This window comes from Planomonospora corallina (assembly GCF_042650625.1).
Lineage (GTDB): Bacteria > Actinomycetota > Actinomycetes > Streptosporangiales > Streptosporangiaceae > Planomonospora_B > Planomonospora_B corallina.
The window spans coordinates 24,904-47,526 of the sequence record NZ_JBHSBM010000033.1; the positions used below are offsets into that span (position 1 = coordinate 24,904).

The 22,623-nt window shown below is 70.7% G+C and carries 23 protein-coding genes, 1 tRNA gene and 1 CRISPR repeat array; of the genes, 10 read left to right on the forward strand and 14 right to left on the reverse strand.

All coding sequences use genetic code 11. The features are described 5' to 3' along the window. Window positions 1–100: 100 nt before the first annotated feature. Window positions 101–1,459: a DUF2637 domain-containing protein gene (locus tag ACFOWE_RS25325; protein WP_377291998.1), complete on the reverse strand. Its 1,359-nt coding sequence runs from the start codon at window positions 1,457–1,459 to the stop codon at window positions 101–103. 182 nt (window positions 1,460–1,641) lie between these two features. On the opposite strand from ACFOWE_RS25325, the gene cysS reads away from it, so the two are divergent. The 3 genes from cysS to ACFOWE_RS25340 all read left to right on the forward strand — a co-directional run bounded on the left by cysS (window position 1,642) and on the right by ACFOWE_RS25340 (window position 4,248). Further along, the gene (cysS, locus tag ACFOWE_RS25330) at window positions 1,642–3,039 is read left to right on the forward strand and encodes a cysteine--tRNA ligase (protein WP_377292000.1); all 1,398 of its coding nucleotides are present in this window, start codon (window positions 1,642–1,644) and stop codon (window positions 3,037–3,039) included. 93 nt (window positions 3,040–3,132) lie between these two features. After that, entirely contained in the window at window positions 3,133–4,101 is a 969-nt protein-coding gene (rlmB, locus tag ACFOWE_RS25335) for a 23S rRNA (guanosine(2251)-2'-O)-methyltransferase RlmB (RefSeq protein WP_377292002.1), read from the forward strand. Between the two features lie 74 nt (window positions 4,102–4,175). Continuing rightward, a tRNA-Thr gene (locus ACFOWE_RS25340) sits at window positions 4,176–4,248 on the forward strand. A 78-nt stretch (window positions 4,249–4,326) separates the two neighbouring features. Here the strand turns inward: ACFOWE_RS25340 and ACFOWE_RS25345 are convergent. The 8 genes from ACFOWE_RS25345 to ACFOWE_RS25380 form a co-directional block, all read right to left on the reverse strand. Then, the gene (locus ACFOWE_RS25345) at window positions 4,327–5,562 is read right to left on the reverse strand and encodes a site-specific integrase (protein ID WP_377292004.1); all 1,236 of its coding nucleotides are present in this window, start codon (window positions 5,560–5,562) and stop codon (window positions 4,327–4,329) included. After that, a complete protein-coding gene (locus tag ACFOWE_RS25350; protein ID WP_377292006.1) occupies window positions 5,562–5,747 on the reverse strand; it encodes a helix-turn-helix domain-containing protein in 186 nt (61 codons plus the stop codon). The genes ACFOWE_RS25345 and ACFOWE_RS25350 overlap by 1 nt, the downstream gene beginning before the upstream one ends. After that, window positions 5,740–7,110, reverse strand: coding sequence for a replication initiator (locus ACFOWE_RS25355; protein ID WP_377292008.1), 1,371 nt, complete (start codon window positions 7,108–7,110; stop codon window positions 5,740–5,742). The genes ACFOWE_RS25350 and ACFOWE_RS25355 overlap by 8 nt, the downstream gene beginning before the upstream one ends. A 102-nt stretch (window positions 7,111–7,212) precedes the next feature. Next, entirely contained in the window at window positions 7,213–7,350 is a 138-nt protein-coding gene (locus tag ACFOWE_RS25360; protein ID WP_377292010.1) for a hypothetical protein, read from the reverse strand. Then, window positions 7,347–7,523, reverse strand: a complete 177-nt coding sequence (locus tag ACFOWE_RS25365; protein ID WP_377292012.1) for a hypothetical protein — start codon at window positions 7,521–7,523, stop codon at window positions 7,347–7,349. The genes ACFOWE_RS25360 and ACFOWE_RS25365 overlap by 4 nt, the downstream gene beginning before the upstream one ends. A gap of 18 nt (window positions 7,524–7,541) precedes the next feature. After that, window positions 7,542–8,228 carry a DUF2637 domain-containing protein gene (locus ACFOWE_RS25370; protein WP_377292014.1) on the reverse strand — a complete coding sequence of 229 codons (687 nt, stop codon included), beginning with the start codon at window positions 8,226–8,228 and terminating at the stop codon, window positions 7,542–7,544. A gap of 34 nt (window positions 8,229–8,262) precedes the next feature. Further along, window positions 8,263–9,636: an FtsK/SpoIIIE domain-containing protein gene (locus tag ACFOWE_RS25375; RefSeq protein ID WP_377292016.1), complete on the reverse strand. Its 1,374-nt coding sequence runs from the start codon at window positions 9,634–9,636 to the stop codon at window positions 8,263–8,265. Next, window positions 9,633–9,971 carry an SCO3933 family regulatory protein gene (locus ACFOWE_RS25380; RefSeq protein WP_377292018.1) on the reverse strand — a complete coding sequence of 113 codons (339 nt, stop codon included), beginning with the start codon at window positions 9,969–9,971 and terminating at the stop codon, window positions 9,633–9,635. Before ACFOWE_RS25380 ends, ACFOWE_RS25375 begins: the two co-directional genes overlap by 4 nt. Before the next feature lie 156 nt (window positions 9,972–10,127). Here ACFOWE_RS25380 and ACFOWE_RS25385 point away from each other — a divergent pair, with 156 nt between their 5' ends. From ACFOWE_RS25385 to ACFOWE_RS25395, 3 genes are all read left to right on the forward strand, one after another. Then, window positions 10,128–10,490 (forward strand): winged helix-turn-helix domain-containing protein, encoded by a 363-nt coding sequence (locus tag ACFOWE_RS25385; protein WP_377292020.1) that lies wholly within the window; start codon window positions 10,128–10,130, stop codon window positions 10,488–10,490. Between the two features lie 577 nt (window positions 10,491–11,067). Further along, the gene (locus ACFOWE_RS25390; protein ID WP_377292022.1) at window positions 11,068–11,808 is read left to right on the forward strand and encodes an AAA family ATPase; all 741 of its coding nucleotides are present in this window, start codon (window positions 11,068–11,070) and stop codon (window positions 11,806–11,808) included. Continuing rightward, a complete protein-coding gene (locus ACFOWE_RS25395; protein ID WP_377292023.1) occupies window positions 11,805–12,398 on the forward strand; it encodes a guanylate kinase in 594 nt (197 codons plus the stop codon). Before ACFOWE_RS25390 ends, ACFOWE_RS25395 begins: the two co-directional genes overlap by 4 nt. A gap of 141 nt (window positions 12,399–12,539) precedes the next feature. Here the strand turns inward: ACFOWE_RS25395 and ACFOWE_RS25400 are convergent, their stop codons facing one another. Both ACFOWE_RS25400 and ACFOWE_RS25405 read right to left on the reverse strand, forming a co-directional pair. Then, entirely contained in the window at window positions 12,540–12,839 is a 300-nt protein-coding gene (locus ACFOWE_RS25400) for a hypothetical protein (RefSeq protein WP_377292025.1), read from the reverse strand. Between the two features lie 4 nt (window positions 12,840–12,843). Next, entirely contained in the window at window positions 12,844–13,065 is a 222-nt protein-coding gene (locus ACFOWE_RS25405; RefSeq protein WP_377292027.1) for a hypothetical protein, read from the reverse strand. Window positions 13,066–13,181: 116 nt separating this feature from the next. Here ACFOWE_RS25405 and ACFOWE_RS25410 point away from each other — a divergent pair, with 116 nt between their 5' ends. Together ACFOWE_RS25410 and ACFOWE_RS25415 are read left to right on the forward strand one after the other, a co-directional pair. Then, window positions 13,182–13,595, forward strand: a complete 414-nt coding sequence (locus ACFOWE_RS25410) for a GntR family transcriptional regulator (protein WP_377292029.1) — start codon at window positions 13,182–13,184, stop codon at window positions 13,593–13,595. 84 nt (window positions 13,596–13,679) lie between these two features. After that, complete coding sequence (locus ACFOWE_RS25415) at window positions 13,680–14,282, forward strand: DUF6461 domain-containing protein (RefSeq protein ID WP_377292031.1); 603 nt, start codon at window positions 13,680–13,682, stop codon at window positions 14,280–14,282. Window positions 14,283–14,392: 110 nt separating this feature from the next. Here ACFOWE_RS25415 and ACFOWE_RS25420 read toward each other — a convergent pair whose 3' ends face one another. The 3 genes from ACFOWE_RS25420 to ACFOWE_RS25430 all read right to left on the reverse strand — a co-directional run bounded on the left by ACFOWE_RS25420 (window position 14,393) and on the right by ACFOWE_RS25430 (window position 18,717). Continuing rightward, window positions 14,393–16,183, reverse strand: coding sequence for an IS481 family transposase (locus tag ACFOWE_RS25420; protein WP_377292045.1), 1,791 nt, complete (start codon window positions 16,181–16,183; stop codon window positions 14,393–14,395). A 220-nt stretch (window positions 16,184–16,403) separates the two neighbouring features. After that, a complete protein-coding gene (locus ACFOWE_RS25425; protein ID WP_377292033.1) occupies window positions 16,404–16,889 on the reverse strand; it encodes a YxiG-like protein in 486 nt (161 codons plus the stop codon). Between the two features lie 34 nt (window positions 16,890–16,923). Continuing rightward, window positions 16,924–18,717: an IS481 family transposase gene (locus ACFOWE_RS25430; RefSeq protein WP_377292047.1), complete on the reverse strand. Its 1,794-nt coding sequence runs from the start codon at window positions 18,715–18,717 to the stop codon at window positions 16,924–16,926. Between the two features lie 337 nt (window positions 18,718–19,054). Here ACFOWE_RS25430 and ACFOWE_RS25435 point away from each other — a divergent pair, with 337 nt between their 5' ends. Both ACFOWE_RS25435 and ACFOWE_RS25440 read left to right on the forward strand, forming a co-directional pair. Further along, window positions 19,055–19,888, forward strand: a complete 834-nt coding sequence (locus tag ACFOWE_RS25435) for an IS5 family transposase (protein WP_377292035.1) — start codon at window positions 19,055–19,057, stop codon at window positions 19,886–19,888. Continuing rightward, window positions 19,885–20,331 (forward strand): hypothetical protein, encoded by a 447-nt coding sequence (locus ACFOWE_RS25440; protein WP_377292037.1) that lies wholly within the window; start codon window positions 19,885–19,887, stop codon window positions 20,329–20,331. The genes ACFOWE_RS25435 and ACFOWE_RS25440 overlap by 4 nt, the downstream gene beginning before the upstream one ends. 799 nt (window positions 20,332–21,130) lie before the next feature. Next, a CRISPR array of direct repeats spans window positions 21,131–22,623; the repeat unit is 29 nt; unit sequence CGGCTCACCCCCACGGGCGTGGGGAGGAC.

A 22,623-nucleotide genomic window follows, 5' to 3' on the forward strand; every position in this document is an offset into this window, starting at 1 on the left:
GCTCGCGGACACCCGATCCGGTCGTTTGCCTGTCCGGCTCTTCCCCCGGTCTTCCCCGGCTCTTCCTCCGGCGGACCCCGTGACCCTCAGGGAAGGGCGCTCATCCCTCCGGAGGGAGGGGCGTACTGCGCATACGGCCCGAGGGCGGTGCCGCGGCGTCCGTCTCCCGGGGATCGGCGGCCTCGGATCCGTGCGCGGGATCGGGGTCGGGATCGGGGCCGAGGCCGGCGTCCGGAGGGGACGCGGGGTCGGACCCGGCGCCGGGAGCGTGTGCGCGCTCGGTGGCACGGGCCCCGGGCGCGGACATCGGCTGGGTGTCCGCCTCGTCGCGCCCGTCACGGCCGAGCGGCTCCCGCGAGGCCCGGCGTGGCGGATGGACGAGCTGGTCCCCCGGATAGGGCCGGGTCAGATCACCCCAGCGCACCGGCCTGCCCTGCACCTGCTGGTCCGTTGGCCTGTCCTGCGCGGGCGCGTCAGGGAGCGCGGGCGCGGCGGGTTCCGGAGCGGTCGCGGGCCCGGCCGGGGGCTCCAGGACGACCGCTGAGGGCTCGGCCGAGGGCTCCGGGACGGCCTGCGCGGACGGCGCCGCGGGCACGGCCTGCGCGGTGATCGGCACCGGGGTGCGGGCCGAGTCCTTCCCCGCCTCTCCGCTCCCCTGGGGCCCGTCCACGTGCTCCCCGTCCGCGGCGGGGGGCGCGGGCATCTCGTCCACCGAGGGCGTCTCCGGGGCGGGAGTGGGACCCACCACGGGCTCCGTGGAGAGGTCGGCGGAGGCGGCCTCGGCGGGGACGGCCTCCAGCGGCGGGGCGGCCCGCGGGTCGAGGGCGGCCTCGACCGGGGCGGGACGGGCCGGGCCGGGGTGGGGCTCCGCGCTCTCCGCGGCCGGCGGCTCGGATCGGCCTTCGGGGAACGGCACGATGTCGTGCTGCCTCCCGTCGGGCTCGGCGTACCGCGCGTCCAGGGCGGCACGCCGTACGTGGGCGTGCCTGGTCAGCAGGAGCCAGAGCCACAGGGCCGCGGTCAGCATCACCCAGGGTGCGACGGCGACCGCGATGGCCGCCTGCCGTACGTCCGGCGTGGTCTGGGCGGCCCTCGCCACCTCGGCGGTGGCCACCGCCAGCAGGAGCAGGACGAGGACGGCCCCGGCCTGCAGCCGGACCGGCCAGCGCGCGCCGCGCAGCAGCAGCACGCTGATCAGCGTGATGACGAGCAGCGCGTCGAACCCCGCGGGGTAGAGGTAGGCGAGGTCGGCGCGGGCCCCGCCGGTGAGAGCCAGGGCGCGCAGGGTCTCGAAGGAGAGCGCGCACGCCGCGCCGGTGAGGGCGGCGAGGCCGAGTCCGGCGAGCGCGAGGCCGAGGTGGCGCAGGGCGGTGACGACCCGGCCCGGCGCGGCCGGGGAGGGCGGGAGAGCGGACGGGCGGGGGGTCGGACCCGCCGCCACAGGGGGGTTCTCGTCCATGACGACCCGAGCCTACCCCGAGCATCCGGCCCCGCTCCGATCTTCACACCTGACTGAATCGTGTTCGTCCCAGTCTGTCCAGGGCGGGTGTCCTGTTCGTTGTCGTTCCCGCAGAAATGCTCCCTGTCGCAACGTGCCGCAACGCGGTCTGTTAGGCGGAAGGAGGCGTTAGCCTTTCACTCGTGAGTCTGCGCCTTTACGACACCAGCACGCGTACGGTCCGCGAGTTCGTTCCGGTGGAGCCAGGTCGGGCGTCGATCTACCTGTGCGGCGCCACCGTGCAGGCTCCACCGCACATCGGGCACATCCGCTCCGGCGTCAACTTCGACGTGCTCCGCCGGTGGATGACGCGCTCCGGCTACGACGTCACCTTCTGCCGGAACGTCACCGACATCGACGACAAGATCATTCGGGTCGCGGCCGCCGAGGGCGTGCCCTGGTTCGTGGTCGCCGAGCGGAACCAGCGCGCCTTCACCTGGGCCTACCAGGTGCTCGGCTGCCTGCCGCCCACCGTCGAGCCGCGCGCCACCGGCCACGTCCCCGAGATGATCGAGCTGATGGAGCGGCTGATCGCGGCGGGCCACGCCTACGATTCCGGCGGGGACGTCTACTTCGACGTGGTCTCCTACGCCGACCGGTACGGCTCGCTCTCCAACCAGAGGCTGGAGAACATGCGGGCGGCCGGCGACACCGACACCGACAGCGCCAAGCGCGACCCGCGCGACTTCGCGCTCTGGAAGGGCGAGAAGCCCGGTGAGCCGAGCTGGCCGACGCCCTGGGGCCGAGGCCGTCCCGGCTGGCACCTGGAGTGCTCCGCCATGGCCACCAAGTACCTCGGGCCGACCTTCGACATCCACGGCGGCGGCGTCGACCTGATCTTCCCGCACCACGAGAACGAGCTGACCCAGTCGCAGGCGGCCGGAGACGGCTTCGCCCGCTACTGGCTGCACAACGGCATGCTCAAGATCGGTGCGGAGAAGATGAGCAAGTCGCTCGGGAACTCCCTGCTGATCCCCGAGGTCACCAAGAAGGTCCGCCCGGTCGAGCTCCGCTACTACCTGGCGGCCCCGCACTACCGCTCCTCGATCGAGTACTCCGAGGAGGCGCTGTTCGAGGCCGCCGCGGCCTACCAGCGCATCGAGGGCTTCGTCACCCGGGCCGCCGAGGTGATCCACGACGTGGACGCCGACGCCCCGCTCCCGCAGGCGTTCGTCGACGCCATGAACGACGACCTCGGCACGCCGCAGGCGCTCGCCGTGGTGCACGAGGTGGTCCGCGAGGGCAACGTCGCGCTCGCCCACGGCAACAAGGAGCAGGTGGCACGGCTGCTGGCCGAGACGCAGAACATGCTCGACGTGCTCGGCCTCGACCCCCGCTCGGAGCAGTGGCGCTCCTCCGGTGGCGACTCCGGCCTGCGCGCGACCGTGGACGCCCTGGTCGCCGTCGCGCTGGAGCAGCGGCAGGCCGCGCGGGCCCGCAAGGACTTCGCCGCCGCCGACGCCATCCGCGACGGCCTCGCCCAGGCGGGCGTCGTCGTGGAGGACACCCCGCAGGGACCCCGCTGGGAACTGGCCCGCTAGGAGCCCGCGCGGGTGCTCCGACCGGGACCGGTGGGAGCGCCCGCGCGGCCTCGGCGGCGCGGGCTCCGCGGAGCAGGCCGTACCCTAGGGACCATGGCTGGTGGGGGTAGAGGGTCCGGGCGGCCCGCGAAGAAGAAGAGTCCGACCAAGGGCACGGGCGGCCACGTCCGCCGTGGCCTGGAGGGCAGGGGCGCGACCCCGCCGGCGCACATGCGGCACTGGTACAAGGACAAGGCCCGCGCCGAGCGGGTCGAGCGCGAGGAGAAGACCGGCAGGTCCTCCGCGCAGCGCACCCCGGCCCGTGCCCGGCGCGGCGAGGACGCGCCCGAGTACATCGGCGGCCGCAACCCGGTCCTGGAGGCGCTCCGCGCGGGCGTGCCCGCGAACGCCCTCTACGTCGCGCAGCGCATCGACAACGACGACCGGGTCAAGGAGTCGGTGCGCATCGCCGCCGACCGGGGCATCGCGATGCTGGAGGTCACCAGGGAGAAGCTGGACCGGCTGACCGAGGGCGGCGTGCACCAGGGCGTGGCCCTGCAGATCCCCGCCTACGAGTACGCCCACCCCGAGGACCTGGTCCGGCAGGCGCAGGACGCGGCCGAGGTGCCGCTGATCGTGGCCCTCGACGGGGTCACCGACCCGCGCAACCTCGGCGCCGTCGCCCGCTCCGCCACCGCCTTCGGCGCCCACGGCCTGGTCGTCCCCTCCCGCCGCTCGGCCGGGGTGACCGCCGGGGCGTGGAAGACCTCGGCCGGCACGCTGGCCACCATGACCGTCGCCCGCGCGGCCAACCTCACCTCGACCCTGCGGGAGTACCGCGAAGCCGGGCTGTTCGTGATCGGCCTGGACGGCGAGGGCACCATCGACATCGGTGACGCCAACCTGCTCGACAGCCCGCTGGTCGTGGTCGTCGGCTCGGAGGGCAAGGGCCTGTCCCGCCTGGTCAAGGAGGCCTGCGACCTGGTCGTGCGCATCCCGATGAACGCCGCGGCGGAGTCCCTGAACGCGGGCGTCGCCGCGGGCATCGCCTTGTACGAGGTGGCCCGCCACCGCAAGCGCTGACCTGCGGGCGGAGTTCGCGTGGCTGACACAGTGACGTCAAGGGCGCTGTCCGACTACACTTTTCACGCGACCGTGCCGACGTAGCTCAATCGGCAGAGCATCTGTCTTGTAAACAGAAGGTCAGGGGTTCGATTCCCCTCGTCGGCTCTGTAACGGAAAGGCCCTCCAGGATGATCCCGGAGGGCCTTTTTCGATCTCGTACAGCAGCGAAATACAGCAACGTCGTCAGTCGCCGCCGTCCAAACTCTCATTGAGCCGCTCAAGCGCCTTCCGGGTTTCCGGTGAGGGGATCTGCGTGTAGACGTTCATCGTCATCGAGATCTGGGAGTGCCGCAGGATGCGCATCGCGACGCGGGGGTGGACGTCGAGGGCGGCCAGGAGCGAGGCGCAGGTGTGCCGGGTGTCGTGGACGCGGATGCGGGGGACGCCGGCCTTCCGGCAGTGAGCATCGAAGGCGCGGTTGAGGTTGCGCGGTTCGATCGGGGTCCCGTTCCGCGTGGTGAACACGAGGTCGGAGTCCTGCCACTTCTCACCGGCGGTCTCACGGGCTTCCCGCTGGACCTCTTGGCGGTGCCGGAGCGCGGTGACGCAGAGCCCGAGCAGCGGCAGGGACGCCGTCGAGTCGTCCGTCTTGGTCCGGTCGCGGTGGAGAAGCCTGCCGCTCACCCGCGTGAGCTGGTGTGCGATGCGCAGTTCCTCGCCGTCCAGGTCGACACAGTCCCAGACCAGGCCGAGCACCTCGCCACGGCGCAGGCCCAGGACGAGGATCAGCACGTAGGCCGCATACAGCGGATCATCGGCCGCTCGCAGGTGTTCGAGGAACCGCCGTGCCTCGTCGACGCTCCAGACCGGATACTGGCGCTTCTTCTTCGTCTTGCTCGCACTCGGCAGGGTCGTCAACGCCGCTACGTTCTTTGAGATCATCTCCTCTCTGATCGCCTGGTTGAGCGCCGCGCGAAGAGTCCGGCGGATGGCCGCGATGGTGCTCCGGGACGGGTAGCTCTTGCAGCACTTCCCGAGGGCGCAGCACATGCGCTTGTCTTCCGGCCGCTTGTGGTCCTTCTTCTGGTCGCAGCAGGTGCAGAGCGTCGGCAGCGTGTTGAGCCAGGTCTGAACGTCGCGAACCGTGAGCTTGTCGAGCCGCTTCTTGCCCAGGCCGGGGATGATGTAGAGCCGGACGAGCGGCTCATAAGCGACGTAGGTCGTCGGTTCCAGGTTGGGCTCGACCACCTCGGCGAGCCAGCGCGTCAGGTACGCGGCGACCGTGGGGTGCCTGGTCGGCACCGGTCCCTTGTTCGCCAGCTCGTGGAGCTTGAGCCACTTCTCGTGGGTCTCCTCGCGGGTCTTGCCGTAGGCCCACTTGCGGGTCTTCTTGCCCTCCGGCGTGGTGACCCAGACGTAGCCCGCCCAGCCGTCCTTGTAGGGGAAGACGGAGCCCTCTCCGTTCGCTCGCTTGCCCATCAGGATGCCTCCTCATAGAGCCGGGTCACGTAGTCGTTGAGCGCGGATTCGGGGATGCGGCGGCATCGCTCGCGGATGAGGACGGAGGCGAGTTCGCCGGAGCGGATGAGCTGGTAGATCGTCCACCGGCTGACCTGGAGAACGGCCATGGCCTGCGGGACGGTGAGCAGCTTCGGGTTACTCACGGAGGCCCCCCGAGTCGGAGAAACGGGCTCCGGTGAGTGCGGCGGCGAGGAGGGCGTCACCGAGGGAGTAGCCCTGTCCGGCGTACTCCCATTCGGTGATCACGAGGACGGTGTCCTCGTCGAAGAGCGGAAGCCGTCCGGTGCTGACGGCTTCGGCGCGCATGTGCTCGGCGCGTTCCTCGCGGATCTGCCCGAAGGTGGTGGAGTAGCGGCGGGACTTGGTGGAGAAGTGGCCGCGGAAGCCCAGCATGTGCGCCCACTGGGTCAGCCGCAGGTCGGCCAGTTCGTCGAGGGCGCCCAGGCGGAAGCACTCGGCGATGAGCCGCCGGGCGTGCGCCCGCAGCGGCAGCGCGTCCAGGTCGTCGAGCGGGCTCACGCGCCGGTCGAGGGTGCCGACGCACTCGGCGGCCTTGGTGGCGTACTTGGCGATGTAGCCGGCCACCGCCTGATCGGTCAGCTCTCCACCCATCGTGATGGGCCGGATGTCGAGCTGAGCGCCCCAGCGCAGCACCCGCGCCGGTTCACTCTCGGCGGCCGGGACGGGCACGGAGACGGCCGAGGCGGCGTGCCGTACGGCGTCCGCCAGGGCGTCGGCCATCGCCCAGGCCGGGGGCGGGGAAGCGGGTCCGTCGGGGCCGTCGAGGCGGATGACGGCATGGAAGTGCACGACGCCGCGCCGCTGGTACTCGGCGACCTTGGCGAAGGACACCGTCACCTGCTCGCGCAGCTCCCGCTGAGTGAGACCCGCGGCCTTGGCCAGCCGCCGGTGCAGGGCCAGGGTGAAGCGCCGCCACAGCTCCGGCGACAGGGCATTGAACAGCACGCTGCCCGCGTAGTCGTAGCAGTCCGGGCACAGCGGTTCACCGAGGCAGGTTTCTTCCGCGCCGTGGCGGGCGGTGCAGGACATGACCCGCCCGTGCGGGCAGGTGGCCGCGTCGCGGCGGGCGTGGCAGGGCAGGACCTTGCCGTTCTTCTCCCGCCGAGTGTGGACGACGCCGAAGGACGGGGCGGTCAGGGTGACGAACAGGCACGGGTGAGCGGTCACGGTCTCCGGGACGCCCTTACCGCCGGCCAGGCCCGCCCGGATCAACTGGTAGGTGTCGGCCCGGTAGACCTCCGCGCAGGCCGGGCAACGCGAGGCCCGCCGGGTCTTGCACGGCACGCGAAGGACGCCGTCCGGCTCGGTACGGGTGCTGTAGGAGTGGAGGAGTTCGCCGGTCGCGCGGTCGATGTGTTGGACCTTGCCGCGCAGGTGGATCGGCTGTCGGCAGCCACCCGTGGCGCGGACCTGGGAGGCCCAGCGGGCGTAGTGGGGATCGTTGAGCCGGGAGACCATCCCGGCCACGGCGTGTGGGCTTGGCATGATGGGTTCCGTCCCTTCTGGATCGAGAGGTTCAGTTCGGGATGGCCCCCGACGTGACGGACGTCTTGGCGGATGTGTGGTCACGCCGGGGGCGCTGAAGGCTCAGCAGAAGCCGAGGCCCTCGCACAGGTCGCAGGTCTGGCCGTAGGAGTCGACGCCGGTCCCGCCGCACTGGCAGCAGACCCAGCGCTTGGGAGCGATGTCGGCGAACGGGATGCGCTCGCTGGGGTCTTTGGTCATGTGATCCACCTCCCTCCGCTGCGCTTGGGGGCGGTGTCGATGAACACGCGCCAGGTGTAGGGGCGTCTGGGCCGGGAGCGGATCGGCGAGATCGAGCCGACCGGCAGGATCGTGCGGATCTTGTTGATCGTGTAGGCGAGTTCGGCATAGGTGCCGTCGATGCGGATACGCATGGGGTCCTCCTCGGGTGATCAGGCGGGTTCGGGCTGCTCGCGCAGGGCGCGCAGCAGGTCGGAGGCGAGCTGACTGGACACCCCGAGCCGGGCGCGCAGCGCGTCTCGGGTGATGGGGTGGCCGTGCCGGGCGTGGTGCTCGGCGGCGATGCGGCGGGCGTAGTCGACGAGAGCCGCAGCCGGGCCGCTCTCGGTGTCGCCCTGCGCCGGTACGGTCGCAGCGGATGAGGCGGCGAGGGCAGCGGGTTCGGAAGCGTGCTGAGGTACGGCGCCGGCCACAGGGACGGGAGCCGGGGAGGGTTCGGGTCGGGGGCCGGAGGCGCGGCGCTCCAGCATGGAGACCGCGATGAGGAACGCCCCGGCCGGGGTCGCGGCGCAGATCCACCCCCAGGGGGACGGTTCGGCCTGGGCGAGGTTCGCCGCCAGAGACAGGGTGATCCCGCCGACGAGGACGAGGGTCGGCCAGGAGACCGGGCCGTTGCGCTGCCGTCCGGTCTTGCGGTCGCGCTGGCGCTCGCGGGCGGCCATGACACAGGTCAGGTCGACGCAGACGGCCACGGCCCACGCCATCGGCCCGGTCTGGCCGTGCTCGGCGGCAGTGTCGCGGATGTGGGTGAAGCTTCCCGCCCCGGCGATCAGCGCCAGGATCAGCACGGGCGCGGTGTCGGCCAGCCGTACGGCCAGGCGGGGCCTGTTCGCGGTCATCTGGGTTCCTCCCTTCCGTGGGTCGTTGCGGGGGTCAGGCGACGAGTTCGGGGCTGGACTCGCACGGCAGCTCGTGGCCGAGGCCGGAGGCGGCGACCTGAGCCCACGACGGGGTGAGGCCGGCGAAGGTCCGGGCCGCCTGCTCGGCCGAAGCGGTGGAGACGTAGCCGGAGCGCGCCCGGTACCAGCGGCCATCGGAGCCGGTGACCACCGCCACGCCGGGCAGCTCCGGCGGGATCGAGCGGGCGGCCACCAGCGCGTCAGGGTCGAGGTCCCCGAGGGTCATCACCGCGGTCTCCGGGTCGTTGACCCGGTGGCAGACCCGCCCGCCGATCTGGGCGCGCAGCGCGGTCACGCCGGGGCCGAGGTCGGAGCCGATCCGCTGACCGGACAGGACCAGGTGGATGCCGAAGGCCCGTCCGAGCTGGGCGATCCGCAGCAGCGCGGTAGCCGTCCGGGTGACCTGGTCTTTTTCGGCCTTGTCGGCGGTCAGGAACAGCTCGGCGATCTCGTCGATGAGGACCACGACCGGGATGGGCCGGGAGGCGTCCGGCAGTTGCCAGATGTCGCGCACGCCGTACCGGCGGCAGGCCAGCATGCGCGCGCCCATCACGGCGATCAGGTCACTGAGCAGGTCGAGGCACTCGGCGCGGGTGGTGGCCAGGGCGGTGAGCCGGTCGGCGTAGGCGGCCAGCTCCACCCCGCCCTTGAGGTCGAAGCCGACCAGGGCGACCGGCTGCGGGGCCAGGCCGACGACGAGCGCGCTGATCAGGTTCGACTTGCCGGACTGGGTGGCGCCCGCGTTCATCCAGTGCGGGATGAGCCGGAAGTCCATCCGCCAGGCCGCGCCGGTCTCCAGCACCCCGACGACCGGCCTCAGCAGATCCTCGGCCCGCCAGCCGCCGGACGGCTCAGCCGGAGGCATGGCGGGCGCGACGTGCGCCAGTGGGTCGGCGGTGATGCCCTGGAGGGTGACGCGGCCGGGCCGGGAGCCCACGACGCGGACCGCCTCGATCCGCCAGGCGTGCGCGAGCCGTTCGCAGACCTTGGCGTAGTCGTCGGGGATCTGGCCGTCCAGCAGGTGGAAGGTGATGCGGAAGCCGTTGCGGGTGGGCCGGGGCAGGCCCATCCACGGCTTGGTGTCGACCTCCACCCGCTGGAAGCGCCGCTTGACCCGGACGACGCCGGTCGAGGCGATCAGGCCGGGGACGGTGGTGAACCACCAGCGGTGGCGCTTCTTGGTCAGCCCGCACCCGGAGGCGACGTGCCGCCAGGTCCAGCGCAGCCACACCGCCTTGCGTGGGAAGACCAGCAGGTACCAGTAGGAGACCGGCGCCCAGCGCCGCCAGGCGATGAGTACCAGCAGGGCGGCCAGGACCAGGAGCACGGGGCGGGGGATCTCGTTCATCGGCCGGCCTCCGCCCGGGGAGTGCCGGCGGGCAGGAAGGACTGAGCCCGGTAGGAGATGCCCCACCGGCCGTTCTGCTCCCAGACGTAGCCGACCAGGCCGACCGGGACGATCACCTCTCCGACCGTCACGGGCGGCTCGGGCGAGGTGGTGACTTTGACCAGCTCCATGCGGTTGAACCCGTCCTCGATGAGGAGGGTGAGTTCGTACATGACGTTGCCGTCGCGGTCGCGCTTGACCTCGCCCGTGTCCTTGTTGACCAGGCGCGGCATGGGCGGCTTGACGCAGACGATGTGCAGCTTGGTGACGTCGACGGGGATGGGGATGGTGCGCATGATCGGTTCCTTCGGTTGATGGGATTCTTAGGAGACATGGAACACATAGAATTCCATGTTGTCAATGAGTGCTTCGACCTCTTGGTTGGTTTCTTCGCGGGGCTGTGCTGAACTGGAGACGAGACGCACGCGCCCGACGAGACGAGACGAACGCCGATGGTGGAGAAGACCGGCCGACCGGCCTACTTGCAGATCGTCGACGAGCTGAGCGAAGAGATCCGGACCGGATCACTGCCGCCGGGTACCGCCCTGCCCTCGATCGCCCGCCTGTGCGAGCGCTTCGACGTCTCCGCCAGCGTCGTCAAGGCCGCCATCAGCGTCCTGCGCACTCAAGGGCTGGTGATCGGCCAGCAGGGCAAGGGCGTGTTCGTCAACCAGGCCCCCGCGTCCGCCGAGCCGCAGCCCGCCGGCGAGACCGGAGAGATCCTCACCCAGCTCGCCGCCATGCGCGAGAGCCTCAAGGATCTCGGGGATCGGCTCGCCGCTCTGGAGTCGGCGGTGTTCCAAGGGCGGCGCTGATCTCACCGATCCGGCACGCCAACTCCTCCAGCTCCGTCCGGATCGCGTCCAGCTCCCATGCGATCCGCTGTGGATCCGGTCTCATCACGCCCTCCCTTGCTCTGCGGTGCATTCCGCCTTTCGGAATGGCTCAAGTTCACCGTGAGCAGGCAAGTTCCGGTATCACGCCGATCTAGCTAAGCTTCTTCAGTCCGTCTCAACGACCGTTTACACAAGCGTTTTCACATGCACGACCGCACACCGCGCACCACCCATCGACGCGTGAAGGCGAAGGTATGCAATGAAGACGACCCAGCGGCCCGGCTGGACCCCCTCCCGCCTGCGGGAACACCGTGAAGCCCACGGCCTGACGCTGGAAGGCGCAGGCGAACGGCTCCGCCAGGCCGCCCACCGCCACGGGCTGAGCGTCCCCGCGGCCAACTTCCAAACCCTCTGGGCGCACGAGCAGGGAACCGTCTATCCCGGCCCGCATTACCGGCGCGCTTACTGTCTGCTTTACCAGGCCACCGAGCCCGAATTAGGCTTCCGTCCCCCTTTGCCCGGTGAAACCCATAAGGCGGAAATTGTGATTTCCGAATTGCCTGCGCCCAGCGATCCCGCAGCCGACAACGCCGCCGCCCAAGTCATCGAAGAGGCGTTCACCAAGGTCTCCATCGGCGGCATCACCTCCAACGGCTCCCCGCAGGCGCTGTTGCGCAACCGGGTGGTCGACGCCTGGAGGCGACGCCACGGCGGCGGCAGCCCCAAGCCCATCCTCGTCCTGGTCGGCGGGTACGCAGGATCGGGCAAGACCGAGTTCTCCCGCTTCCTGTCCGACATCACCGGCTGGGCGTTCCTGGACAAGGACTCCCTGACCCGGTGCATCGTGGAGCGGCTGCTCGTCTCCCTAGGCGGCGACCCCAACGACCGCCACAGCGACCTGTACCTGAAGGAGGTCCGGCCGCTGGAGTACCGGTGCCTGATGGAAGCCGCCTGGGACAACCTCAACGTCGGCACCTCCACCATCCTGTCGGCGCCGTTCATCGCCGAGTTGAAGGATGAGGCATGGTTCGCCCGCCTGGAGAACCGGTGCGCCGCCAAGGGGATCGACGTGGCCGCCATCTGGGTCCAGTGCGACGCCGAGTCCATGCGTGAGTACATCGAGTTCCGTGGAGCGCCCCGTGACGCCTGGAAGCTGGCCAACTGGGACCAGTACGTCGAGTCTCTCGCCGTCGAGGTCAGCCCGCCCACCGCGCACGTCACCGTGGACAACCGGCTCGGCGCGGCGATCAGCCTTGCCGACCAGACCCGCGAAGCGCTCAAGCGGATCCTGACGTGAGCCCGTACGGCATCGTCCTGTACGGCCCGCCGGCCAGCGGCAAGGACACCATCACCGCCGCCCTGAACCGACTCGACCCGCAGGTGGTGTTGCTGCCGAAGCTCAAGGTCGGCACCGGCCGCCCGGACGGCTATGAGTTCGTCACCGCCGAGCACCTCGACCGGCTCCGCGCCGAGGGGCGGCTGTTGGTCGAGACCCGCCGCTACGGCAACGTCTACGCCGTCGACCGGCGGACCGTGGCCGACCGCCAGGCCGCCGGCTACGTCTCCGTCGTGCACATGGGCAACATCCCCGACCTGCGCACGCTCATGGACCGCACGCCGGACTCCTGGCTCCGGGTGCTGCTGTGGGTGCCGCGCGAGGTCACCGCCCAGCGCTCGAAGGCCCGCGGCGACGCCGACACCGACCAGCGCCTTGCCGCCTGGGACGAGACCCTTGCCGACCTGGAGGCCCACGCGGACGCCGGGTTCTTTCATCTGCGCATCCACACCGACCGCCTGAGCCCGGACGCCGCCGCCCGGCAGATCATGGAAGCCTACGGTCGGCTGCGCGCGGCCGGGCGTCCTCACGCGGAGGAATGCCCCCGTTGAGCCGGGCCGCCACGTCCTGCGGGACCAGGTCCAGCCGCCACCAGGTCCCGCAGGTCCGGCAGCGCGCCCCGTCCGGCAGGGGCCGCTGATAGGTCCACCTGACGTCCTGGTGTCCGCACTCGGCCGGGACGGTCTGCCCGCTCAGCGGGCGTGGCCGAGCAGGATCCGGGACCACAGCTCTTCTCCTTCCGAGGTGCGCAGCCACGTGCTCTGATGCTCGATCACGGCGTCTGAACGGTAGATGCGCCGGACGAACAGCAGGCCGCCCGCGTGGCACAGCTCGTAGACGATCGGCCGGCAGTTGCAGGTGTGGCTGCGCACCCGGACACGTTCGGCGCGGGGAACGCACTCGTGCCAGGCGATGCGTTCGTACCCGGCTTGGGGCGTGGCCGGGTGGAGACCGCCGTAGCACTCACCGATCAGCGGACTCGGCGCGGCCACGAGGTCACCCAGGGGTTCCCGCCGCGGCCAGCCCTGCGGCGATCTCCTGCTGCCGCTGAAGCTCACCGACGAGCGCGGCGGCATCGTCACCGCTGACCGTCTGCGCCATGCCCGCATCGAACTGGGCGTTGGTGAGGGACGTCCCGCGCCGGGTGGCGTACCAGCTTCCGGGACCGGTCTCGGTGGCACCGCGCCAGATCACCCAGTCCGGGTACTGAGCGGCCAACTCCTGAAGCGTCATTGGTCCTGCCGATCAATGGAGGGTCACGTCTGAACGAATGTAGCTACATACGAATGTACGTGCAATAGGAGGCACGTACAGTGCTACATAGCTTCGGTGCCATGGCCATCGATCCCAGCGCTGACCGCCCGGTCTACAAGCAGCTCGCCGACCTGATCCGGGCACGCATCGAACAGGGAGAACTCCGCCCCGGACAGCGACTCCCCGCGGAGAGCGACTACGTGGCCGAGTTCGGCATCTCCCGCGACTCCGTCCGCAGGGCCATGGCCGTACTCAGGGGAGAGGGACTGATCGTGACCGAGCTACGCGGCTCACGCGTCCGCGACGCCGGCGAGGCCGTCACCATCCAGGTGGCCCCTGGCGCGCAGGTCACCGCCCGCATGCCGACCGAGCCCGAACGCAAGCAGCTCGGTGTGGCCGAAGGCGTCCCCATCCTGGTCGTCACCGAGCCGGACGGAGAGACCCGCCTGCTTCCCGCAGACCGGACCATCATCGAGACCAGCGCCAAGGGATAGGCCGGGCGAGAGGCAGTCAGCGCACGGCCTCATTGATGAACCGACGGGCCCCGCCATGTCGGTCGGCACTGCGAGTATGACGGCATGATCGCTTCCCCCGACGACTATGCCTGGCTCGCCGAAGCAGCGGACGGCTCCTACTTCACCTATGTCCGCGGCCTGACGCCCGAGCAAGTGATGATCCGGTTGGGTGGCCGGCCGGAGGAGTTCACGCCCATGACGTTCGACGAACTGGGCGATGCCGCCTACTCCCGTTACGGCTCCCGCGAACCTGGCGCGTTCCTCGGCCTCACGGCCATCAACGACTGGACGCTCATCGTCGAGTCCTGGGGCCTTCCCATAACCGAGAAGATCATCATGCCGCTGTCGGCGGGCACCCGTCTCGTCACCCACTACCTTCTCGACATCGAACGCCTCGACGACTTCTACTGGTTCGAAGACGGCAAGCTCCGGTTCTACTACATCACCCAGGAGGGCTACACGCCGGAGGTGCCGGACGAGCTCACGGAGACCATGAACCGGATCAACTCCGACTATCCGCACGCCTACCCCTACGAAGGGCCGATGTTCCTCCTCGCCGAGCGCCTCACCGGAATCACGTTGACGCCACAGCTGCTGGAGGAGTCCACCTACCTGTGCGGAGTCGTCCCCGAACCCCTATCCACAGACGTCTCCAGTGCCTGGTGAACCGGAGCCAGCAGGAACAGTCCTATCCGGTCAAGATCATTAAGGCCCACGCTTGTAAATCTTCAGCTGATGGTTGACGGATCAGCCTCGGGTGATGCTTTCCACCCGACCTAGAATCCGTAGTCGATATGGCCGCTCGCCCGCAGCCGCTTCACCTCCTTGATCACGGTTCGGGGATGAACCGACAACTCCTCACCTTCGAACAGCACCCGAAACCGGGTCTCCTCAAGGACCACGGTGACGACCTTGCCGCGATGCACCTGACCGACCTGCAACCGGCACCCGGCGACCTTGACACCACCGTTGGAGGAGACCACCCGCTCCACCCGCACCGCCGCAGCCGAGGACACCGGAGCACGACCGGCCAGCCGGGCACCCTGCAGACGGCCCCGCTGCGACGGCGTGAGCGGACTGGCCAGCGCGCGCACCACCACCCCCTCGGAGATCACCTGCATCACTCGGGCATCGATGCGCAAGGTCACCCGCCTGCCGGCCAGCGGAGCACCGACACTGACCAACCGGCCCGCCACCCCCACGCACCCGGCGTTGGTGACCATCCGATCGATCTCCACCACCGCATCCGCCGCCAGCGGCCCCGCCGGCAGCGCGGTGGCCGGCGACGGCCGACCGGGCCGAGCCCCGAGCCCGACCAACCGGACCAGATCCGCGTCCGTGAGCGTCACCGCATGAGTCTTGATCAACCGCCCTTCGGAGAAGACGTGCAAGGTGGTGGCGCTGACCCAGACCGTCACCTGCCGCCCGGCCAGCGAACGGCCCAGCCAGATCTGCCGCTTGCCCGCGGTCAGGTTCCCGCTGGCCGGCACAGTCCGTTCGAACTCCACCGCCACCGGCGCCGCCCCGGCGGCGATCACCGCCGGACCCGATGCGCCGACCACCCCGGCGGCAGCGGCGGGGGAGCCGGCCGCCGGCAGCGCGGCCAGATCGGCGGGCAGCCGCAGCCGCAGCGCCTCCAGCGGCTCACCTGCGGCCGCACTGTCGCGGCGGGCGAACCGGCTGGCCGGGGTGGCCATCTCCAGCGCCTGGTGCGGCCGCACGGTGTTGTAATCGGCCACCCACGCATCCAGCGCCTCCTGCGCGGCCTGCACGCTGGCAAACGGCGCCTGCGCGGCCAAGAACTCCTCCCGCACCGTCTTGTGCCAGCGCTCGACCTTGCCCGTGGTCGTCGGCGAGCGCGGCCGGGTGGTGCGCGCGGTGATGCCGTTGTCCCGGCAGATCCGCTCGAACAGCACCTCGGTGGCGCGCGGCCGGGTGAACCGGCCGGTGAACTGCTTGCCGTTGTCGGTCAGCACCTCCTCGGGCACCCCGAAGACCTGCAACGCGCCGGCGAACGCCGCGCACACCGCCCGCCCCGAGGCCCGCACCACCAGGTGCGCGATCACGATGAACCGGGAATGGTCGTCGATGCCGGAGATCAGCTTGCACTCGCGCCCGTCGGCCAGCATCACCCCGCCCATCACGTCCAGCTGCCACAACTGCATCGGCGCCTCGCGCTCCCAGCGCACATACGACGAACGAGCACGCCGCCGCTGCCCCGGCGTGATCAACGCATTGCGCACCAGGATCCGATACAGCGTGGCCGGCGACGGCACCGGCTCCACCTGCCGCTGCCGCAGCTCATAGGCCAGCCGGGCCGGCCCCCACCGCGGATGCAGACGGCGCAGCTCGCACACCAGCGCCTCGATCTGCGCCGCGGTCCGATGCGGGCAGCGATCCGGTCGATGCGAGCGATCGGCCAGCGCCGCCAGGCCTCCGTCCCGATACCGGCGCACCCAGCCGTGCACCGACTGCCGCGAGACCCCATACCGCTGGGCGACCTCCGTCACCGGGCAACCTGCCTCTACTTCCAGCACAGCGCGATACCGCTGCTCCATGACGCTCAACTCCACCAGCGCCAACCCGGCCTCCTCGCGTGATCGTCACTGATCACAGGAAGACAGGTCAGCCGAAGGGGTGTAAAGCATCAGCCGAAGCCGCAGTGTCAAGCATCAGGCGAAGTAGGACAACACCCTGACCAAGATGTCAGGGCTCAGGACCCGTGTGACAGATCCGGCGCAGGAGGCGGGTGACACTCCGGCTAGATGATCTGTTGCTCTCCGACCCCTATTGAATCGGAAACTTCCAGTCCGGTCCCGTCCATTCAGACGGAAGTTCTTCGATCTGCAGATCGGAGAAGACCAGGGTCAGGTCGTGGGCGTTGGTCTGGATCCGGACCTCGTGGAAGTCGATGCCGACGGCCGCGGCCCAGTTGCGGGCGGTCGGTGAGTCGGTCACGAGCGTGGCCCCGGGATAGAGCATCTGCCAGTTGACGCCCCAGACGTATCCGTCGAGGTCCACACCGGTCTCGTAGGTGATCAGCCGCTCATCGAGGGACTCGCGCCAGATACCGGCCGGCACGGTCGTGGTGCAGGCGGCCTGCACGCAGTAGCGGAACAAGTAGCGCAGCGTCGCCGGCGCGATCCCGCTTCGCGGGTCGGCGGTCGCGTGGATCACGAGTTGGTAGTCGCGCATGTATTCGGTGAAGCCGTGGCGGAGCAGCGCCTGGTCGAAGACGTCGTCCAAGGCCTGCTGCAGCTTCACCGGATCCATGCACGCAGTTCTACCCGACGGCGCGATCTTCCGGTCAGCGCTGGAGCTTGCGGACCTTGAACCGGGCGATCGGCCTGATGGTGGTGCGGGCGACCTCGGCAAGGACCTGACCGGCGCTGGTGATGCGGAAGGTCCCGTCGGCCTCCTCGACGGTCACGGTCGCTCCGGCGTGACCGATACCGACGCCGATGCGCTGCCCGGCGACGGCGATCCAGCCGCGGCTGCTGACCCGCCGCTGCACCCGCACCGGTTCGGCCGCCGGCCGGGGCGCGGGCCCGGCCGGGCGCGCATCGCGCAGGCGCGCCGTCTCGGCTTCGGTGAGCGGGTTGGGCAGGCTGCGCAGCAGCGTGGATCCGTCGCTGAGGTGCAGCACGGCGCCCTCCAGGCGGACGGTCAGCCGGCGTCCGGCGAACGGCGAGCCGACCGGGCAGGCCCGGCCGCCGAGGGGGACCACGCCGGAGGCGTTGACGGTCCGCTCCACCTCGACCGCCCCGTCGGCGCCGGGGCGGGCCGGTGCGGGGAAGGGCGGGATGCGGGTGCCGCCCTCGGCGATCAGCTGCCGCAGATGCGAGACGGTGAGCCGGGACGGCACCTTCTTGATCCTCACTCCGGCGGCCAGCAGCTCGACGGTGCCGGTATCGGCGCGCAGCGTGAGCGTCAGACCGGCCCGGTGGGTGCCCAGCCAGAACTGCTGCCCGCAGACGGTCAGGTTGCCCGAGGCCGGCACCACCCGGGTGAACTCCACCGCCACCTCCACCGGATCGGTCCCGTTCACCGGCGTCACCGGCCCGGCTGCCACGACCGGCACCGGTGCCGATGCCACCGCCACCGGCTCAATGAGGGTTTCCGGCTCCGCTTCTGCCTCCGGTTCGAGTGCTCCGGTGGCGCGCAGGTCCGCTGGCAGGCGCAGTGGCAGCCACTCATCGGTGCGGGGCCGGAACCGGTCGGCGGGGCGGGCCATGTCCAGCCCCTGGTGGGGGCGGTGGGTGTTGTAGTCGGTGACGAAGGCGTCCAGGACCTGCTGGGCGTGCTCGATGCTGTCGAACGGGCCGTGCTCGTCCAGCAGTTCGCGTCGCAGACTCTGGTGGAAGCGCTCGACCTTGCCGGTGGTGGTGGGCGAGTGCGGGCGGGTCAGCCGGTGGGTGATGCCGTTCTCGCGGCAGATCCGGTCGAACAAGACCTCTCCGCCGCGGCCGAAGCGGGCGGTGAACTGCTTGCCGTTGTCGGTCAGCAGCTCGTCGGGGATGCCGTGGCGCTCCAGTGCGCCGGCCAGGGCCAGGCACACGGCCCGGCCGGTGGGGCGGGTCACCACGGTGGCGCTCACGCAGTAGCGGGAGTGGTCGTCCACCCCGGTGACGATCTTGCATTCGGTGCCGTCGGCCAGCAGGATCCCGCCGACGATGTCCATCTGCCACAGCTGCATCGGCTCTGAGCGCTGCCAGCGGATGTAGTCCTCGCGCCGGCGGCGCCGGGGGACGGGCTGCACCAGGCCGTGGCGGATCAGTACCCGGTGCACCGTGGCCCGCGACGGCACCGGGCCGGGGCAGGTGCGGCGGGTCAGTTCCCACACCAGTCGGCGGGCGCCCCAGCGGGGGTGGGTGCGCCGCAGTTCGCAGATCAGTGCCTCCACCGCGGCCGGGGTCCGGGCCGGGGAGGTGTGCGGGCGCGAGGAGCGGTCGGCCAGCCCGTCCAGGCCGTGGGCGCGGTAGCGGTTCAGCCAGCGGTGCACCGTCTGGCGGGAGACTCCGAACCTTCGGGCGACCTCGGTGACGCTCGCTCCGGATGACACCTGCAGCACGGCTTGGTACCGCTGCTCGACCACGCTCAACTCCGTCAGCACTCGGCGGAGTGTCACACAGGTCCTGAGCACGGTCTGTCGCGGGGGTCCCGAGACCTGACAAAGGGTCGCAGACTTCGGATGAGAACTTTCTCTACGTCTTCAAGGGCGGTCCGCTCCGCGGCCCGCCGCGCGTCGGGCGGTCGCCGGCCGCGCTGCGGCTCTTCGGCCGGTCGCGGCCGCGCCGCCCACGCGCTGATGTCCATCAAGCGGGCACCCGTGACTCAGAGGGCGGTTCGTAAGCTGATGCCCGCGATGTCACAGTGTGATTAGGCGGATATTTAGCGTTACCCCTGGTTGGCGAGCCCGGATGTGCTGGGATGACCGGGTGAGCGAGCGCAAGCCGTACCCCAGCGACCTCTCCGACGAGCAGTGGGCGCTGATCGAACCGGTGCTCACAGCGTGGAAGGCCGCGCACCCGTCGGTCAGCGGCCACCAAGGCACCTACACGATGCGTGAGATCGTCAACGCGATCCTGTATCAGGGTCGGACCGGCGTCCAGTGGGAGTACCTGCCGCACGACCTGCCGCCCAAGAGCGCGACGTACTACTACTTCGCCAAGTGGCGCGACGACGGCACCGCCCAGGTGATCTGCGACCTGCTGCGCTGGTATCTGCGGGAGAGCAAAGGGCGAAAGGCCGATCCGAGCCTGGTCGTGCTGGACACCCAGAGCGTGCACGCCGCGGCCGGCGTCCCCGCCGCCACGACCGGAAAAGACGCGGCCAAGAAGGTCCCGGGACGCAAACGCGGCCTGGCCACCGACACGTTCGGACTGGTCATCGCGGCGGTGGTGCTGGCCGCTTCCGCGCACGACAACACCGCAGGAACGGCGCTGCTGGACCGCGTCGCCGCACAGACCGGCGGCACCGTGACCAAGGCCCTGGCCGACCAGGGCTTCAAGAACACGGTCGTCGCCCACGGCGCCGCCTTGGGGATCGACGTGGAGATCGTCGAACGCAACCGGGCCGACACGGGATTCGTCCCCCAGCCGACACGGTGGATCGTCGAGCAGACCTACGGCACCTTGATGCTGCACCGGCGCCTGGTGCGCGACTACGAGCACCGGCCGGCCACGTCCGAGTCGCGGGTGTACTGGGCGATGACGGATGTGATGGCCCGTCGTCTGACTCGTGCGCCCGCGCCGTCGTGGCGGTCGACGTGAGCAGCCTCCAGACGCCCGCGCCCCCGCCCGACCCCGGCACGTGGCTCCTGGACAGAATCGACGCCCGCGAGCAGGCGTTGACGTGCCAGATCGAGCAGCTCCAGGTGGAGATCGACACCCTGAGCGCACGCCTTGGCGAGCTCGGCGAGGCGATCGAGCACCTTCGGATCACCCGAAAGACCCTCCTCGCGCTCGCCGCCGACGACGGCGCCGAACCGGCCGCACCACCGCCTGCGCTGCCCAGCCATCCTGCCTACCAGCAGATTCTGGCTGTCTTCGCCGATGCCGACCGGCCTCTGCGCGCCCGCGACCTGTGCCAGGCCCTGGACCTGCCCATCGTGGCCAAGCACACCGAGAACATCCGTTCCAAACTCAAGCGCCTGGTCGGCCGCGGCGTCCTCATCGAGACCGAGCCGGGCTTGTTCGTTCAGCCGCGCCCGTAGTCCGGCGACGAGCCTCCGACCAGCTCGCCTTGCCCAATTCCAGTGGCGAAGGGGACATCAACTCGCGAACCGCCCTCTGAGGTGTTGACAGGCACCTTGAAATTCTTCGGTTCACCCCACGGGCGTGGGAAGGACCCCTGCGGGACACCCGACCGGTACACCGGCACCGGCTCACCCCCCCACGGGCGTGGGGAGGACGGCGGCGGCCCCGGGTCACCCGTCGGCGTGATCGGCTCACCCCCACGGGCGTGGGGAGGACGTGCAGCGCGACCTCCCGCTCACCCCACTCCGCGGCTCACCCCCATGTAAGCGGTCATGAGGAACTCCTGGTCGGCGGACACCGTGTTCCCGGTAGATGGCCACGTGCCTCCAGGCAGGCGGCCATGAAAAATCCCGGTGGGCGGACCACAATTCCGCTCAACGAAGGGCTGAACGGCGTCCTGCTGATGGTGCCCCTGGATGTCGAGCTCGCCGCCGCCGTTCACCTCTCGGTGCGCCGCAGGGGTGCCCCGATGCCGTGGGGCCGACGAAGGAGGCCCTGCGGCGCCGATCGCCCCCAGCCATCGCCCTGCGCCGGCCACTCCGAGGCGATCGTGAGGCCCCGGCCGCTCCGAGGCCTTGCCTCAAGGATGGCCTCTCCGATGTCCGCAGGACCAGGAAGTACATGGCCGTGTACCTGGAGAAGTGCTGTCCGCGGAACAGGATGTCCATGGCCGTGTACCCGGAGTTTCTCATGTCCGTTCACACCCCATGGGCGTGGGGAGGACGCCAGCACGTACCGCTGTCCCGGCCTGGGGGCCGGCTCACCCTCACGGGCGTGGGGAGGACGGGGTTGACCCCCTGTTTCCGCTGGTCAACGGCGGCTCACCCCCACGGGCGTGGGGAGGACTGGTCCGCGGTCTTCACCGGAGCGTCCTCGCCCGGCTCACCCCCACGGGCGTGGGGAGGACGACACCCGCGTGCACCGCGACGAGCTCGGCTACGGCTCACCCCCACGGGCGTGGGGAGGACATGTCTCCTTCCGGGAAGTCGCCAAGGCAGGACGGCTCACCCCCACGGGCGTGGGGAGGACGGCCGGCCAGCGCGCGTTCCACCGGTCCGCGGCGGCTCACCCCCACGGGCGTGGGGAGGACCCCGCACCCCGTACGGTCCGGCGGGCGTACGTCGGCTCACCCCCACGGGCGTGGGGAGGACATCAGCCCCGCCTCCCGCAACGCACGCAGCGCCGGCTCACCCCCACGGGCGTGGGGAGGACGGGTCGCGGGCCATGACGCTGCCGAACTCGATCGGCTCACCCCCACGGGCGTGGGGAGGACTCGCGGGCGATCCACCGCCCCAAGGGCGGGAGCGGCTCACCCCCACGGGCGTGGGGAGGACGTCGGTCAAACGCTTCACGGCCTACTCCTTGTCGGCTCACCCCCACGGGCGTGGGGAGGACACGGCCGGGAGGCCACTGTCTCCGTGACGAACCGGCTCACCCCCACGGGCGTGGGGAGGACGCGTAGGCCTCCACCGTGCGGCCGTCGCCGGCCGGCTCACCCCCACGGGCGTGGGGAGGACGCGATCTGGAACGTGTCGCCGGCGTTGACCGTCGGCTCACCCCCACGGGCGTGGGGAGGACCGGCTGCTTCCCTCCAGCGGCCGGGCGGGAGTCGGCTCACCCCCACGGGCGTGGGGAGGACGTCCACGTCAGACCCCCGGTGAGCTTGCGCGCCGGCTCACCCCCACGGGCGTGGGGAGGACGGGCGGCGGCTCGTCGCCGCGCGGCCGGGGGACGGCTCACCCCCACGGGCGTGGGGAGGACTAGCGGGTTCCGGCGGCGTTGTAGGTCTCGTTCGGCTCACCCCCACGGGCGTGGGGAGGACCTGACGAGGAACCCGCCGAGCACCTTCACGGCCGGCTCACCCCCACGGGCGTGGGGAGGACTTCAGCTCCGACAGCGGCGACGCCGTGCCGGGCGGCTCACCCCCACGGGCGTGGGGAGGACAAGAGCGGGGCGATCTTGCGTTTCTAGATCCTCGGCTCACCCCCACGGGCGTGGGGAGGACAAGGGTCTCCAGCTCGACAAGGAGGCCGACGCCGGCTCACCCCCACGGGCGTGGGGAGGACCAGCAGGACGTGACCGCGCACCTGATCCGCATCGGCTCACCCCCACGGGCGTGGGGAGGACTGCATCGGCTACCTGCTCCTGTCCGACACCGACGGCTCACCCCCACGGGCGTGGGGAGGACCCCTCGGCCGCGATACGGATGGACTCGATGTACGGCTCACCCCCACGGGCGTGGGGAGGAC